Source organism: Burkholderia sp. Ax-1719, from assembly GCF_011753055.1.
GTDB lineage: Bacteria > Pseudomonadota > Gammaproteobacteria > Burkholderiales > Burkholderiaceae > Paraburkholderia.
Genome location: NZ_VWWJ01000015.1, coordinates 64674 through 80143 on the forward strand (window position 1 = coordinate 64674; position 15470 = coordinate 80143).

At 63.9% G+C, this 15470-nt stretch carries 16 protein-coding genes; 9 read left to right on the top strand and 7 right to left on the bottom strand.

Annotated elements, in window-relative coordinates; genetic code table 11:
- The first annotated feature begins 171 nt into the window (after positions 1–171).
- Positions 172–483 (top strand): high-potential iron-sulfur protein, encoded by a 312-nt coding sequence (locus tag F3J17_RS22710; RefSeq protein ID WP_167064039.1) that lies wholly within the window; start codon positions 172–174, stop codon positions 481–483.
- 27 nt (positions 484–510) lie between these two features.
- Here the strand turns inward: F3J17_RS22710 and F3J17_RS22715 are convergent, their stop codons facing one another.
- The gene (locus F3J17_RS22715) at positions 511–2025 is read right to left on the bottom strand and encodes an amidase (RefSeq protein ID WP_167064042.1); all 1515 of its coding nucleotides are present in this window, start codon (positions 2023–2025) and stop codon (positions 511–513) included.
- A 127-nt stretch (positions 2026–2152) separates the two neighbouring features.
- A complete protein-coding gene (locus tag F3J17_RS22720; RefSeq protein WP_345891233.1) occupies positions 2153–2851 on the bottom strand; it encodes a dienelactone hydrolase family protein in 699 nt (232 codons plus the stop codon).
- A gap of 199 nt (positions 2852–3050) precedes the next feature.
- Between F3J17_RS22720 and F3J17_RS22725 the strand changes: the two genes are divergently transcribed.
- Positions 3051–4169, top strand: coding sequence for a nitronate monooxygenase (locus tag F3J17_RS22725; protein WP_167064048.1), 1119 nt, complete (start codon positions 3051–3053; stop codon positions 4167–4169).
- Between the two features lie 556 nt (positions 4170–4725).
- A complete protein-coding gene (locus F3J17_RS22730; RefSeq protein WP_167064051.1) occupies positions 4726–5871 on the top strand; it encodes a branched-chain amino acid ABC transporter substrate-binding protein in 1146 nt (381 codons plus the stop codon).
- Between the two features lie 108 nt (positions 5872–5979).
- On the opposite strand, the gene F3J17_RS22735 is transcribed toward F3J17_RS22730, so the two are convergent.
- A complete protein-coding gene (locus F3J17_RS22735; RefSeq protein WP_240161125.1) occupies positions 5980–7137 on the bottom strand; it encodes an MFS transporter in 1158 nt (385 codons plus the stop codon).
- 296 nt (positions 7138–7433) lie between these two features.
- On the opposite strand from F3J17_RS22735, the gene F3J17_RS22740 reads away from it, so the two are divergent.
- From F3J17_RS22740 to F3J17_RS22750, 3 genes are all read left to right on the top strand, one after another.
- The gene (locus tag F3J17_RS22740; protein WP_167064054.1) at positions 7434–8102 is read left to right on the top strand and encodes a pyridoxamine 5'-phosphate oxidase family protein; all 669 of its coding nucleotides are present in this window, start codon (positions 7434–7436) and stop codon (positions 8100–8102) included.
- 480 nt (positions 8103–8582) lie between these two features.
- A complete protein-coding gene (locus F3J17_RS22745) occupies positions 8583–8891 on the top strand; it encodes an H-NS histone family protein (protein ID WP_167064345.1) in 309 nt (102 codons plus the stop codon).
- 274 nt (positions 8892–9165) lie between these two features.
- Positions 9166–10332 carry a cation diffusion facilitator family transporter gene (locus F3J17_RS22750; RefSeq protein WP_167064057.1) on the top strand — a complete coding sequence of 389 codons (1167 nt, stop codon included), beginning with the start codon at positions 9166–9168 and terminating at the stop codon, positions 10330–10332.
- 98 nt (positions 10333–10430) lie between these two features.
- Here F3J17_RS22750 and F3J17_RS22755 read toward each other — a convergent pair whose 3' ends face one another.
- From F3J17_RS22755 to F3J17_RS22765, 3 genes are all read right to left on the bottom strand, one after another.
- Positions 10431–10901 carry an Lrp/AsnC family transcriptional regulator gene (locus tag F3J17_RS22755; RefSeq protein ID WP_181315535.1) on the bottom strand — a complete coding sequence of 157 codons (471 nt, stop codon included), beginning with the start codon at positions 10899–10901 and terminating at the stop codon, positions 10431–10433.
- A gap of 90 nt (positions 10902–10991) precedes the next feature.
- A complete protein-coding gene (locus F3J17_RS22760) occupies positions 10992–11627 on the bottom strand; it encodes an exonuclease (RefSeq protein ID WP_167064060.1) in 636 nt (211 codons plus the stop codon).
- 79 nt (positions 11628–11706) lie between these two features.
- Complete coding sequence (locus tag F3J17_RS22765) at positions 11707–12378, bottom strand: MBL fold metallo-hydrolase (protein WP_167064063.1); 672 nt, start codon at positions 12376–12378, stop codon at positions 11707–11709.
- Between the two features lie 398 nt (positions 12379–12776).
- Here F3J17_RS22765 and F3J17_RS22770 point away from each other — a divergent pair, with 398 nt between their 5' ends.
- Positions 12777–13163, top strand: coding sequence for a hypothetical protein (locus tag F3J17_RS22770; RefSeq protein WP_167063901.1), 387 nt, complete (start codon positions 12777–12779; stop codon positions 13161–13163).
- A complete protein-coding gene (locus F3J17_RS22775) occupies positions 13160–13759 on the top strand; it encodes a septal ring lytic transglycosylase RlpA family protein (protein WP_167064066.1) in 600 nt (199 codons plus the stop codon). Before F3J17_RS22770 ends, F3J17_RS22775 begins: the two co-directional genes overlap by 4 nt.
- 184 nt (positions 13760–13943) lie before the next feature.
- Here the strand turns inward: F3J17_RS22775 and rsmI are convergent, their stop codons facing one another.
- A complete protein-coding gene (gene rsmI, locus F3J17_RS22780) occupies positions 13944–14834 on the bottom strand; it encodes a 16S rRNA (cytidine(1402)-2'-O)-methyltransferase (RefSeq protein WP_167064069.1) in 891 nt (296 codons plus the stop codon).
- Here rsmI and F3J17_RS22785 point away from each other — a divergent pair.
- A complete protein-coding gene (locus F3J17_RS22785) occupies positions 14833–15345 on the top strand; it encodes a YraN family protein (protein ID WP_167064072.1) in 513 nt (170 codons plus the stop codon). The genes rsmI and F3J17_RS22785 overlap by 2 nt on opposite strands.
- Positions 15346–15470: the final 125 nt, after the last annotated feature.

Genomic DNA, 15470 nt, shown 5'->3' on the forward strand with positions numbered 1-15470 from the left:
CCGCCGCGCTCTTCGCGTGCGGACCCCATTTTTCCCCGCTCAAAGCGCATCGTCCGCAAGATGCGCTTCCCTTATCTCCGGAATTTCGGGCGCACGCGCCGTGGCTGCGTTGCTATCCTTCACGCCACGCCGTCGTCAGAACGGTGTGCCCACAATACTGGAGTACGTCCCATGAAATCGTCCCGCCGCAGCTTTCTGATCACGAGCCTTGGCGTCGCCACGACCGTTGCGCTGTCGCGCCAGGCTTTCGCCGACGCGCCGAAGGCCACTGAAGCCGATCCCACCTCGCAGGCACTCGGCTACAAGCTCGACGCCACCAAGGTCGACAAGGCCAAATTCGCGAAGTACGCCGCCGGCCAGGATTGCAGCAACTGCACCTTCTATCAAGGCAAGGCCACCGACGCCTTCGCACCGTGCCCGATGTTCGGCGGCAAGCAGGTCGCGGGCAAGGGCTGGTGCAGCGCGTATAACAAGAAGGCGTAAGCCCTTACACGCTGCGAGGGCGCTGCGTCACACGCGCGCCATCAGCAGCGGCGGGCGCTTGTCGAACCACGGGCGCGCCGCTTCCAGTTGCGCGGCGAGGCGCAGCAGCAATGCATCGTTGCCCTCGCGTGCCGCGAACTGCACGCCAATCGGCAGACCGCGCGCATTCCACGCCAGCGGCACCGTCATCGCCGGTTGTCCCGTCAGGTTGAACAGCTCGGTACAGCCCGCCCACGCGAACGCCTTGTTCGCGGCTTCCATCAGCATCTTGCGCATCAACGCTTCCACCGGCATCGCGGTGACGGCGCGCATCTGCATGCGCTCGGATTGCGTCGGCTTGAGTTCGCCGATTTTTACCGGCGGCCCCGCGAGCGTCGCGCACAGAATCACATCGAAACGCGTCATCAGATCGGCGAGCTGCTTCGTGATGCGCTGCTGCACGTCGAGCGCGGCCGGCAGTTCGCGTTCGCCCAGTTTGCGGCCGATATGCGCCATCGCCCACGTCGCGATTTCGAAGTCCTGGCGGCGCGGCTTGTTGCCCGTGATGGTGTCGGCGTTGAGCACATATTGCTCGGCGACCACCGACCACAACATCAGAAACGCCTCGCGCGCCGCCGAGAAGTCGATGCCGAGTTTCACCGGCTCGACCTTGTGGCCGAGCGAAACGAGCAGCGCGGCGGCGTCGTCGAGCGCGCTGCGCACGTCGGGCGAAAGCGTATCGGCGAAGAGCGGATCGTCGATATACGCGATCGCGAGCGGCTTGCTGCCGTCGAGCGGTTCGCGCGCCGCCGCCAGATAAGTGCCGGGCGCGCCTGCGGGCAGCGCGGGATCGCCCGCGAACAGATCGAGCATCAGCGCGCTGTCGCGCACGCTGCGTGAGATGGCCAGATCGACGCCCAGCTCGCCCGGCGCGGGCGGCACGTTCGAGGGCGGTTGCTTGCCGCGCGTCGGCTTCAGGCCGAACAGGCCGCAGCACGACGCCGGAATGCGGATCGAGCCGCCGCCGTCTGAGGCATGCGCGAGCGGCACGATGCCCGCCGCGACTGCCGCCGCCGCGCCGCCGCTGGAACCGCCCGGCGTGTGATCGAGGCTCCACGGATTGCGGCACGCGCCGAACAGTTCCGGCTCCGTGTACGGCATCTGCCCGAGTTCCGGCGCGCTGGTCTTGCCGAAGATATTGAGGCCCGCGGCGCGAATGCGCGCGATCACCGGTGCGTCCACCGTCGGCACGTAATGGCGATAGTGACGGCTGCCGAAGGTCATGCGCAGCCCCGCGACCGCCGCGCCCAGATCCTTGACGAGAAACGGCACGCCCGCGAGCGGCCCTTGCGCGAGCGCGTCGAAACCGTCGCCGCCCGCCTCGATGCGCAGCGCGCGCTTGCGCGCGGCGTCGTAATCCTTGAGCACGACCGCGTTGATGGCGGGATTGGTGGCCTCGGCGCGCGCGATGGCGTCATCGAGCAGTTCGCGCGCGCTCACGTCGCGGCGCTGCACGAGTTCGGCAAGGCCGATGGCATCGTATTCCAGATAGTCGGACCGCACGTCGCGCACTCCTTATAGGGTGTTCGTATTGGGTGTTCGTACAGGGTGTTTCCGGCAGGCAAAAGAAAACGGCCATTGCAGCGATTCTGCCGCAATGGCCGTTTTGCAGAAGCCCACGTGTGGCGCTTTACAGATGCTCGGCGAGGAACGCGAGCGTGCGGCCGTGCGCCAGCGCCGAAGCGTTCTGGTTGTACGACGCGCGCACCGAGCAGTTGAAGCCGTGATCGGCGCCCGGGTAGATATAGACGTCGGCGTTGTCGCGGCCCGCGAAACGCTCCTTCACCTGGCCGACCGCGTCGAGCGGAATGCCGTGATCGAGTTCGCCGTAGTGGAACAGGATCGGCTGCGTGATCTTGTCGGCGAGATCGAGTTGCGTGTGAATGCCACCGCCGTAGTACGACACCGCTGCGTCGACCGACCCGCTTGCGGCAGCCAGATACGCGAGGCGACCGCCCAGGCAATAGCCGATGGCCGCGACCTTGCCCGTGCACTCGGGCAGCTTGCGCAGCGTGTCGGCGGTTGCGGCGATATCGGCGGCGACGTTATTGAAGTCGAGCTGTTTCATCAGTTCGATGCCGCGGTCGCGGTCCGCGCCCACGTATTCCAGCTCGACGCGCGGCGCGCTGCGCCAGAAGATGTCCGGCGCGATCGCCACATAGCCGTCCAGCGCGTACTGCTCGACGACGTCGCGGATATGGCCGTTCACGCCGAAGATTTCCTGCAGGATGACGATGCCCGGGCCCTTGCCGCCCTTGGGCAGGGCGAGATAGCCGCCGAAGCTGTCCTTGCCGGCCGGAATGTCGATCCACTTGGTCGTTACGCTCACGTTGCTCTCCTTCTTCGCGAATGGGGTGATGCCGTCAAAACGGGGAGCCAGTTTGCCATAGGCCTGTGTCGCCTTGCAGCGTGGCTTCGTTCTCGCAAGCGGATCGTAATGATCTCGATTATTCATTTTTCGGGCGTGAGGGGCTTCGCTAGAGTCGGACAGTCAGGCCTGTTCCGCTCTTCATGAAAAGGATTGCGTCATGAGTTCCACTTCCCCCTCTACCGCGTTTTCTACTGCGTTTAGCCGTCGCTTCGATCTGCGCCTGCCGCTCGTGCAAGGGCCGATGGCGGGCGGTCCCACTACGCCCGCGCTCGTGTCCGCCGTCTCGAACGCGGGGGGTCTGGGCTTTCTCGCGGGCGCGGCGCTCGCGCCCGAAAAGATCGCCAGCGAAGTGGCCGCGATCCGCGCGCTCACCGCGAAGCCGTTCGGCGTGAATCTATTCGTGCTTGAGCGCGCGCATCCCGATGACGCCACCGTGCGCCGCGCGCTCGCCGCGATCGATCCGTTGCGCGCGCAATTTGATCTGCCGCCTGGCGCGCCGCTCGCGGCCTACGCGCCCGATTTCCGTGCACAACTCGATACGCTCGTCGATCTGCGTGTGCCGGTGGTGAGCTTCACCTTCGGCCTGCTGCCCAAAGAGGATGTCGCGCGGCTGCACGCGGCGGGCAGCTATGTGATCGGCACCGCCACCCATGTTGCCGAAGCGCTCGCGTGGCGCGACGCGGGCGCGGACGCCATCGTCGCGCAGGGCGCGGAAGCGGGCGGCCATCGCGGCACCTTCATCGGCGAAGTGGCGCACGCGCTGATCGGCACGTTCGCGCTCACGCCGCAGATCGCCGACGCCACCGGCCTGCCCGCGCTGGCGGCGGGCGGCGTGATGGACGGACGCGGCATCGCCGCCGCGCTCGCGCTGGGCGCGCAGGCCGTGCAGATGGGCACGGCGTTTCTCGGCTGCGCCGAAAGCGCGATTCCCGCCGACTGGAAAGCACGCCTGCGTGCCAGCGCCGATACGTCCACCGCAGTGACGCGCGCCATCACGGGCCGCCACGCGCGCGGCATCCGCAATCCGCTGATGGCGCAACTGGAGGCGCACGCGGACAGCGTTGCGCCGTATCCGGTGCAAAACGCGTTGACCCAGGAATTGCGCCAGCGTGCGGCGCGCGCCAATGACGGCGACTGGCTGTCGCTGTGGTCCGGGCAGGGCGCGCCGCTGTCGCGCGTGCGCGAAGAAGGCATCGGCGCGGCGCAGCTCGTCGATGCGCTGGACGCGGAATGGCGCGCGACGTTGCGTGCGATGTTGCGTGCATCAAACGGCTGACTCTCGATAAAAACCGGTCAAATCTGCCGCTCTCCTGGCGCGGGCACCGCTTGCGTCAGGAGAAGAAGAAAAATTAATCGAAAGCTGACTTTAAAGCCGAACCATTTACCGCCTCTCCAATTCGTTGCGCATTCAAAAAAGCAAACGTTGCCGGGCGTATTCCGGGCCTTCCGGAATGCTTCGCATAACTCGCCAAAAATCCTGAAAAATATTCGTACGCACAATCGGACGAAGCTTTCGAAAGGATTGCAAACCTCTTTTCCGGGCCTTGCTGGGTAAGGGTTTCGCGGAAATTGATCAGGTTTTCGAAGTACTCGGGTGAAAGCCTATTGGTACTCGCCCCGATATCTGAAAAAAGTCCCCCAAATTAATTTGATCACCTACACTTGCGCGCAAGTATGGTGCGCGAACGCTGTCACAAACGGCATTCGAAACCATGCTGGCCAGGTGCATCAAGGATGCATCCTGCGTGGTCGTCCGCACGGGGAGCGACACGTTCGGGGCGCGGGGGCACAGGGCGATTACGTTGCTTTTGGGTTCGAAACTGGAGACTTACATGAATATCAAGCTTCACAAGCTGTTGCCGATCAGCGCTGCAGCCATGCTGTGCGCGTCGTTCGCAACGGTGTCGAGCGCCGACGAAACGGTCAAGATTGGCCACGTCGCACCGCTCACGGGCGGAATCGCACACCTTGGCAAGGACAACGAAAACGGCGCGCGTCTCGCAGTCGAAGAGATCAACGCGAAAGGTCTGACGATCAACGGCCAGAAGGTCACGCTCGCGCTCGACGCGCAGGACGACGCGGCTGACCCGCGTACGGCCACGCAGGTCGCGCAGAAGCTCGTCGACGACAAGGTTGTCGCGGTTGTCGGCCACCTGAACTCGGGCACGTCGATTCCGGCTTCGAAGATCTATAGCGATGCAGGCATCGTGCAGATCTCGCCGTCGGCCACGAACCCGGCCTACACGCAACAAGGCTTCAAGACGACGTACCGCGTCGTGGCGACGGATGCCCAGCAAGGCCCGGCGCTCGCGAACTACGCGTCGAAGAACCTGAAGGTCAAGAGCGTGGCGATCGTCGACGACTCGACGGCGTACGGCCAGGGTCTCGCCAACGAATTCGAGAAGACCGCCAAGTCGCTCGGCATGAACGTGCTGTCGCATGACGCGACCAACGACAAGGCCGTCGACTTCCGCGCAATTCTGACGAAGATCAAGGGCGAAAACCCCGACGCGATCATGTACGGCGGCATGGACGCCACCGGCGGCCCGTTCGCCAAGCAAGCCAAGCAGCTCGGCCTGCGCGCCAAGGTGCTGGCAGGCGACGGCGTGTGTACCGACAAGCTGTCGGACCTGGCCGGCGACGCAACCGACAACATCGTGTGCTCGGAAGCCGGCATGGCGCTGGAAAAGATGGCGGGCGGCAAGGCCTTCGAAGCCAAGTACGAGAAGCGCTTCGGCCAGCCGATCCAGATCTACGCACCGTTCACGTATGACGCGGTCTACATCATCGTCGACGCGATGAAGCGCGCTAACTCGACGGATCCGGCGAAGATTCTGGCAGCGATGCCGACGACGGACTACAAGGGTGTCATCGGCGAGACGACCTTCGACTCGAAGGGCGACCTCAAGCACGGCGTGATCTCGCTGTACAACTACAAGTCGGGCAAGAAGTCGCTGCTCGACGTGGTGAAGATGTAAATCCGCATGCGACGCTGACCGGCTTTGGCCGGTTGGTATCGATGTGAAAAAGCCCACGGGTTTCGATCCGTGGGCTTTTGTTTTTTTCAGTTATGTGGCCGTGTGCGTTCAGATGCCCAGGCGGCGCAGCACCTTGGGTCCCGCGAACGCCACCAGCGCCGCGCACAGCGCGACCACGGCGAGCCCAACGGTGAGATTGGTCACCTGGGTGATCGCGCCGATCACCACCGGCCCGAACAGCAAGCCGAAATACGCGATGCCCGCGACGTGCGCGAGGCCTTCGGCCGCGTGGATGCCCTTCACGCGCGCGGCGGCGGCGAACAGCACCGGCATCATATTGGCGAGGCCCAGGCCCATCAGCGTGAAACCGGTGAGTGCCGTGATCGAATACGGCAGCAGCAGCGCGCCGATCATGCCCGCGCAGGCCAGCGAGGCGCTGGCGAGCACCAGTTGCGGCGCGCCGAAGCGTGCGCGCACTGCGTCGCCCGCGAAGCGCGCCACGGCCATGCCGCCCGAAAACGCCGCATAGGCGGCGCTCGCGAGCGCGGGCGTGGCGATCACCACGTCGCGCATATAGACGGTGGCCCAGTCGTACATCGCGCCTTCGGCGATCAGCGCGATCAGGGCGATGCCGCCCAGCGCCCACAGCGCGGGCGTGCGCCAGCGGTTGCCGGTTTTGGCGTGCTCGCCGTGCGTGGCGTGCGGCACATGCGGCAGCACGAACGGACACGATACCCACAGCACCAGCGCCGCCAAGGCAGACGCGAGGAACAGATGCAGTGCGGGCGCCATGCCGCGCGACAGCAGCGCGCCGCCAATCGCCGCGCCCGCCATCCCGCCCAGACTGAACATGCCGTGCAGCGCCGACATGATCGGTTTGCCGACGGCTTCCTCGACGGCGCTGGCTTCGGCATTCATCGACACGTCGAGCGTGGCCATGCCGATGCCGAACGCGGCCAGCACGACCAGCAGCATCCAGTAATACGGCACGACGAGGATCAGTGCGCCGCAGATCGACATGGTAAGGCCGCCCGCGAGGCACGCGCGCCGCGAGCCGACGCGCGCGATCCAGCCGCCGATCGTGGTCATCGCGGCAATCGAGCCGCCCGCCACCGCGAACAGCGCATAGGAGAGCATCGCTGCGCTCAGGTGGAATTTGTCGCGCACGGTGGGCACGTGCACGCCCCAGGAGGCGTACATCATGCCGGCGATGAAGAACAGCGCCATGGTCGCGTAGCGCGCGCGGCGGCGCGTGGCGTCGGGCAGCGCGCGATGCGCAGCGGCAGGCGTGGTGGCAGATGCTGAAGCGGACGCTGAGCGCGCCGGATCGGTGATGCGGTCGGACACGGATAATCCCGTCGAAGAGAGGCAGCGCACGCGCCACGGTCTCGGGCACGGCGCTCATACTGGAAGGGACGGCGGCGCGCAGGCACAAGCCGTCTGAAAGGCAAGCGATGATTCTAGCGAAGGCGCGCAACTACTGCTGATGCCTGCGCGCGCTCTGCTCTAATGAGCGTTGCACATGCATTGCATCCGCCTTTCCATCGATTGAGGACGATTCCTTGAAGATTCCCGCTCACGCTCCGCTTCATCTGCTGCATCAGGCGCCCGTCGGCACGCTCGCCACCCACGCGCGTGAGCCGCAAGGTTTCCCGTACCCGACGCTGCTGCCTTTCGCGACCGATGCGCGGCATCGTCCCGTGATCCTCGTGAGCCGCCTCGCCGAGCACACGCGCAATCTTCAGGACGATCCGCGTGCGGGTTTTCTGGTGGCGCAAACGAGCGGCGAAGACGTGCTCAGCGCGCCGCGTATGACGCTGATCGGCCGCTTCGAACCCAGCGACGCTGGAGCGGATTCCACGCTGGCGCGTCGTTATCTGCGCTATCACCCCGACGCCGCACGTTATCTCGCACTCGGCGATTTCACCTTCTGGACGCTGCACGTGGAGCGGCTGCGCTATATCGGCGGTTTTGGCGCGATGGGCTGGCTCGACGGCGCGGAACTCGACACGCTCGTTCCCGTGCCTGCCGAAGAGGAAGACGCGCTGATCCATTTCGCCGATACCCACCCGGCGCGACGCGAGGGTTTCGCGCTGCTGGGCGTCGATCGCCATGGTGCGGATTTGCGTATCGATGGTCAGCGCATTCGCCATCCATTTGAGCTGCCACAACTCGACGGCGCATCCTTGCATGGCGCGCTAGCCGATTCCCTTGCCGCCTATTCAAACTGAGTATTTTCTCTAAAACCCGGCGATAAAAGGCTTCAAGCGGGCTTCAAGCGGGCTTCAAGCGGTCTTCAAACCGCCGGTCGCAACCCATGATGCAATGCGTCATGGCGGGCTATTGGCTGCGATTCGTAGGAAGTTATCATGCCATGAAATGTTTATCGTTTTCCCGTCAGATAATGTTCATGCCCTGCTAATTATGAGAAACGAATTTATCGGCGAATTGGAGCATTTAGTAAAAATACCGATTTGCACGAAATGAAAGATTCTTACCATTTCTACATTCCAGCAAACGCTGAAGTAAGTGGTGCCAATCATCGGCAAACGTTTCGTAAAATATTTCGATTATTTTTATTGCAGCGCGCTTTTCGCGGCATTCGTTTCTGTGTTAATCTCGCCTCCAATTTCCGAGGCAATTCAACTGTCAATCGGCATACTGGCATCAGATCGGTAGCCATTATCAACAATCACCAGGGCACCATACTCATGTCGTCATACAAGGAACTCCTCGCTCAGCGAGAAAAGCTGGAAAAGCAGATTGAAGAGGCGAAGGAGCGCGAGTACGCCGAGGTCCTCGACGAAATCAAGCAGAAAATGGCCGACTACGGCATTACCATCGCAGAACTCGGCGGCAGCCGCGCTGCAGGCAAGGCTGCAAAGGCAGCCAGCCGCTCGCGCGCAAGCGTTGCGCCGAAGTATCGCGACCCGGATAGCGGCAGCACGTGGTCGGGCCGCGGCAAGCCGCCGCGCTGGATCGCTGGCCAGGATCGCGATAAATATCTGATCTCGAAGTAATAAGCCGTAATAGATGGGCTTCACGGTCCATCGGTAAAAAAGCCGCGCTGTCACGGGGACGCGCGGCTTTTTGTTATTTTGCTTACCGTGACTTTCTCTTTCTTACCATCGACGGCCAGGCGCGACGCGCGCGCACTCGCGCAGGATTGCTGAACGCGAATACGAAGGGTTCTCGTAGTCGCCTGATTTAAAAGAAGATTCCAGGGTTATCTCCAATTGGGGACGGCGTCGCGATTACAATCGCGGAAATACCTTCGTTCGCTTCTGGATCAGCATGTCCTCCTCAACCGCCGCGTTATCAGATAAACAGCAGGTCGCACGCAAGACAACGTTTGTTAGCGTTGGCTTGAATTCGGTGCTTGTCGTGCTGCAAATCGCGGTGGGCACGATGGCGCATTCACAGGCTTTGGTCGCCGACGGCGTCCATTCGCTTTCCGATCTTGTCTCCGATTTCGTTGTCCTGATCGCCAATCGGCATAGTGGTGCAAAGCCGGATGCCGATCACAATTACGGCCACAGCCGTTATGAAACAGTTGCTTCATTATTTCTCGGCGCATTACTGATTGCGGTGGGCGTGGGCATGCTCGCGCGCGCCGGCACGCGACTCGCCAAACTCGGCGATATTCCGCCCGTGCATGCAAGCGCGCTCGCGGTGGCCGTGCTGGTGCTGGTGTCGAAGGAGGCGCTGTTTCGCTACATGCTGCGCGAGGCGCAGCGCGTGCGCTCCGCCATGCTGATTGCCAACGCGTGGCATGCGCGCTCGGATGCGGCGTCGTCGCTGGTGGTGGCGATCGGCATCATCGGCAGCCTGGCGGGCGTGCGGCTGCTCGATCCCATTGCGGCCGCGATCGTCGGCTTCATGGTCGCGCGCATGGGCTGGGTGTTCGGCTGGGACGCGCTGCAGGATCTGTCGGATCGCGCGCTCGACGAATCGGCCGCTGCCGATCTGCGAGCGTTGTTGCTGGAGACGCCCGGCGTGCTCGACGTGCACGAGATGCGCACGCGCAAGACCGGCGACCTCGCGCTGGTGGACGCGCATATCCTGGTCGATCCGTTTATCTCGGTGTCCGAAGGACACTTCATCGCCGAAATGGCGCGCGCGCGCCTGCTCACCGATTCGCGCGTGCTCGACGCACTGATTCACGTCGACCCCGAAGACGACATGCACGTGCGCTCGGTGTCGAACCTGCCGGCGCGTGGCGAAGTCGCCAAAGCGCTGCGCGAGGCGCTTGCCGCGCACGACGTCCATGTGGAAGCGGTGACGCTGCACTACTTGAGCACGGGGCTGGAGATCCAGTTCGCGCTGGCGGCGCGCGACGACGCGCGGCGTCTCGCCGATGTCGATCTGGAGGCGCTGCGTCGCAAACTGGGCGCGAGCCGGCTGGAGGCGCTGCAGATGACGGCGGATGCGCGGCTAACCACATCGCCGCGCATGGACTGATCGAGCGTCGAAGTCGACGCATCAGTGTGCAAACGCCGCGCTGCCATTCATGGCGCGCGGCGTTTTGTCATCGGCAGATGGCAGACTGGAGTGCAGCCTCAGAGCGGCAATTGCGTATCGAACTTGATCTCGCGCAGCACGACGCTCGTGCGCACTTGCGCAACCGCCGGAATGCGGAAGATGCGTTCGTGCAGGAAGGCGTCGTAGGCCTTGATGTCGGGCGCGACGATCTTGAGGATGTAGTCCGATTCGCCCGTGGTGCTGTAGCACTCGGTCACTTCCGGACAGGTGGCGATCTCGCGCTCGAAGGCTTCGACGCCGCCTTCCGTGTGCCGCGTGAGATGGATGTGCGCGAGTGCGCAGACGTGCAGGCCAAGCTTTTCGCGATCGAGCAGCGCCGTGTAGCGCTGGATCACGCCGGACTGCTCCATATCCTTGATTCGACGCCAGCAAGGCGTACTGGAGAGCCCGACCTGATCGGAGATTTCCTGCACCGAGCGGCGCGCGTCCAGCTGCAGCAGGCGCAGGATCTTCTGAGAGAACGTATCGAGTGTCAAATGCGCCTCCATGTGCGTCGCCGTATTCCCGAATGTTAGAGGTCGGGAAAACGAAACGCAATGCAAACCGCGTCTGACGAGGGAGATTACCTAATATCGCGCTCAGCTGGCGGCATTTTGCCCTGAGGCGTCCCCTTCATCGGCGCCCGGAAGCGCCTTCAGGGCGGCCTGCTGCGCACGCAGATCGGCGAGCATGTTGCAGAACAGCGCGCCTTGTTCGATGGCGTCGTCGAGCGCCACATGCGTGTGCGGATGGTCGTCGAACCAGTGCTTCGGAAAGCGCGGCTTGATGTTCTTGCGATAGGGCAAGCCGGTGATCGCGAAGGCAAGCGTCTTGATGTCGAGCGCCGACCACGAAAACGGACAGCGCCCGGCGAAGCGCATCATGTACCAGAACATGTAGGTGAAATCGAAACCCGCGGGCATGGCCACGAACACGGGCTTGCCCGGCAGCGCCTCCACCCATTCGACATAGGCGACCAGCGCCGCCGCCGGGTCTTGCAGATCCTTGCGGCACGCCGCCCACGCTTCGGGCTGCGTTTCCCACCATGCCGCCTGCACCGGATGCGGCGCCGCACCGTCGAGCGTCGCCAGATTCGCCGAGAAGGTGGCGATCAGGCGCTTGTCGGCGGTGTAGGCCGCCGAGGCGAAACTGAGCATCGAGTGCGGGCCGGGAATCGGACCGTCGGCCTCGACGTCGGTGCTTACGTAAATCTCTTCGATGGCGGCTTGATTCATCGCTTCCTGTGTCTGGCGCGCACCGCCTGGCGATGCGCGGGTTGTCTGTTGCGGGGTTCAGCCCGTATTCAGCCTGAGTTCAACCCCATTGCGCCTGCGAGGGCTCGTTGCCGGGCACGCTGTCTGCGACATAGGGATTGGAGCGGCGTTCCTCGCCGAAGGTCGAAACCGGCCCGTGGCCCGGCACAAAGGTGACATCGTCGCCCAGCGGCCAGAGTTTTTCGCGGATCGAACGCACCAGATCCGCGTGATTGCCGCGCGGAAAGTCCGTGCGGCCGATCGACCCGGCGAACAGCACATCGCCGACCAACGCGAGCCGATGCTCGCGGCTGAAAAAGACGACGTGACCCGGCGTGTGGCCGGGGCAGTGGTAGACCTCCATCACCTCGTTGCCAAAGCGCACCGTGTCGCCGTTCACGAGCCAGCGATCCGGCTCGAACGCCTGCGCATGGCCGAAGCCAAAACGCACGCTCTGCTGCGGCAACTGCTCGATCCAGAAGCGCTCGTCTTCCTGCGGCCCTTCGATCGGCACGCCGAATTTGTCGGCTAGCGCTTTCGCGCCCGCGCAATGATCGAGGTGCCCGTGCGTCAGCAGCACTTTTTCGAGCTGCACGCCCTGATTCGCGATCTCCGCTTCGATGCGATCGAGATCGCCGCCCGGATCGACAACGGCAGCGCGTTGCGTCGCTTCGCAGACGAGCAGCGAACTGTTTTGCTGGAACGGCGTGACGGGGATCAGCGTGACTTTCATGCGCGCGGTCGGGCTCAGGAGAGAGAGTGGGGGAGGTTTTGTCGTGGGGGCCGTGCTTGCTCGCAAGTGCGGCAAACCGACCCAAGGACTCGATTGTACCGGGGTGAGCACGGGGCCGCCGGGCGTCGTCCGGGGTTGGTGGGTTGATCGGCGCAGCCCTTGTCAGACAAGGGATCGGCGGGTGTCGCCAAACGGCTTTATTGCATCAATAGTTAGAAATCATGGAGATTTGCGGGTGGCGAGCATGACAAGAATAACTTTTAGGTATAATGCGACCCATCAAGCACGTTTGTGCGTGCATTCAAGTGGCGATGTGACCTGCAGTAAATAATGGGTCTCGATGCATCGCCGTCAAGCAGTGCCGTCTCAGAGGCTAGCTAAACAGGCTGCCTTACAAGATGGCAAATCAGGTGCCGATCCGTTCGGCACCGCACGTCTTGCCCAGCCAGGCGCCACGCGCCTGCCACGAACTTGCTGTCGTGACGCTGGGTGGGGCCTACGCCGCCGTTCCTGTGCGCCGTGTTTTATCCGGCGTGCCTGAATGTGGTCATCCGTTCGATGGCGGCATGTGGGGTCTGGTCAGGCTGCCGGGGACAGGTTGCGCCAGACGTGAAAGAAAACCAGCGGTTAGCGGCATATGGGGCCGCATCCGGGTATTGGCACTCGCACGCCTTTTGTTCATACGACAAGGCGAGCGCGGCGTCCTTTTGCCTGCGACCGCCGGGGTTATCCAGCGATGCACCACCAAGGTGCAGGATGGCCTCGAACAGAAGGCTAACTTATGAACTTTGGATTATCTCGACGACGACTCGGGAGTCTCGCAGCCGTGTCCGTGCTGGCAGGTTGTGCCATGCCGCCCGGCCCGCAGGACCAGGCGCAAGGCAACGCGCTGAGCACCAAGGACGCACACACCGCGTTCGCGACCCCGCAGAGCTACGGCTCGGCGCTGGCCGCACTGCCCGCATCGGGCGCAGGCAAGGACAACTCGCTCGCTGATGCACAGGCGATCGACGGCGACGCTGTAGACGCTGGCTCGTTCCATCAGGTCGGTCGCGCGTCGTGGTATGGCCGCGCCTTCCACGGCCGCAAGACCGCAAGCGGCGAGCGCTACAACATGGAAGCGCTGACCGCCGCGCACCGCACGCTGCCGCTCGGCTCCTACGTGCGCGTCAGCATTCCGGGGACCGCGAAGTGGGTCGTCGTGAAGATCAACGACCGTGGCCCGTATGCGCGTGGTCGCGTGATTGATCTGTCCCTCGCTGCGGCGCGGGTGCTGGGTTTGCAACACGCAGGCACGGCAAAGGTGAACATCGAAGGTCTCTCGCGCCAGGAAGCCAAGGCCGCTCAGGCCGAAATGCTGGCGGCGAACTCGAACCAGTAATCGCTTTTGGGTTGGCGTTCGGTGGGAGAGAGGTTGATTAGCGTGTGTCGTCCGTGTTGGCGCGTTGCGCGCACCGGATGAGGAACGAAACCCCCTCTACTCGTCGATACCCGACTCGCAAAAAGTACGAAGGGCTGCCCGGATTGGGCAGCCCTTCGGTTTTTCTGGCGCAGCAAACGCGGGCTTAGTCCTCGTCGCCGTCCTCTTCCTTCAGTTCCAGCGCACGCGCGTAGAGCGTATTGCGCGACGCGCCCGTGAGCGCCGCCGCGATTTTCGCCGCGCCCTTCACCGGCACTTCCTGCAGCAGCATGCGCAACAGCGCATCGTGATCCGCCTCGCCGGATTCGGGCGCGCTCGCGCCTTCCACCACCAGCACGAATTCACCACGCTGACGATTCGCATCTTCGGCGAGCCACGTTGGCCCTTCGGCCAGGGTGCCGCACCACAGCGCCTCATGTAACTTGGTCAACTCGCGGGCGATCAGCAGACGCCGCGTGGGACCGAACGCATCGGCGAGCGCCTGCACGGTTTCGACGATGCGATGCGGCGCTTCGTAAAACACCATCGCGTGCGCATGCGAGACGAGCGGCTGCAAGGCGGACGCGCGCTGCTTCGCCTTGGGCGGCAGAAAGCCGAGGAACGTGAACGTCGATACCCAGTCGCCCGCCGCGGAAAGCGCGGTGGCGAGCGCGCTCGCGCCCGGCACGGGCACGACCTGGAAACCGGCGGCGCGCACCGCATCGACGAGCTTCGCGCCCGGGTCGGAAATGCCCGGCGTGCCGGCATCCGAGACGCAGGCCACGCGCTCGCCCGCGCGCAGATGCTCGATCACGCGCAGCGCGGCTTCGCGCTCGTTGTGCTCGTGCACGGCGATCAGCGGCTTCGAGATGCCGTAGCGCGTGAGCAACTGGCCGGTGTTGCGCGTGTCCTCGGCGGCGATGCGATCGACCAGACCGAGCACGTGCAGCGCACGCACAGTGATATCGGCGGTATTGCCGATGGGCGTCGCCACGACATACAGCGTGGCGGCCGGATACTGCTGGGCCTGGGCGAGTTCGAAAGGAGACGACGTCATGACACGGAACGCGCGAACGCAAGAAAAGAGGCCGTCATTGTGCCATGGGGGGGAGAGCGCGACGGCGCATCGGGACAACGGCGCGCGAAACGTCGACGACAACTTTTCTGCGCGCGGCCAGTCGAACGCGCAAGGTCGCACGGCTTCGCGCCGCGCCGTGGGTGAGCGATTCGAAGCGCATGCGCTGACGTGGCTGCAACGCCAGCGGCTGGTGTTCATCGCGCGCAACGTGCATTGCCGGGGCGGCGAGATCGACCTCGTGATGCGCGAGCGCGACGGCACGCTGGTATTCGTCGAAGTGCGCGCGCGAACGCGGGCAGCCTACGGCGGCGCGGCGGCGAGCGTGGGATGGCACAAGCGCCAACGGCTGCTGCGCGCCGCGCGTGAGTACTTGCTCACGTATGCGAAAGAGCATGGCGCGTTGCCGCCTGCCTGCCGCTTCGACGTGGTGACCTTCGAAGGCGGCCGGCTCGCCTGGCTGCGCGATGCGTTTCGTGAGGACGAGAGCTGAATCGGCGCGGTTACTGCGCGGTTACTTATTGATACGGAATTAGCGTGAACAAGCAGTAAATAAGCGCGCAGAATACGCGCGATGGAAAAGAACGCCGGAAGAGAACCCTTGCGAGTGCGCTAAAC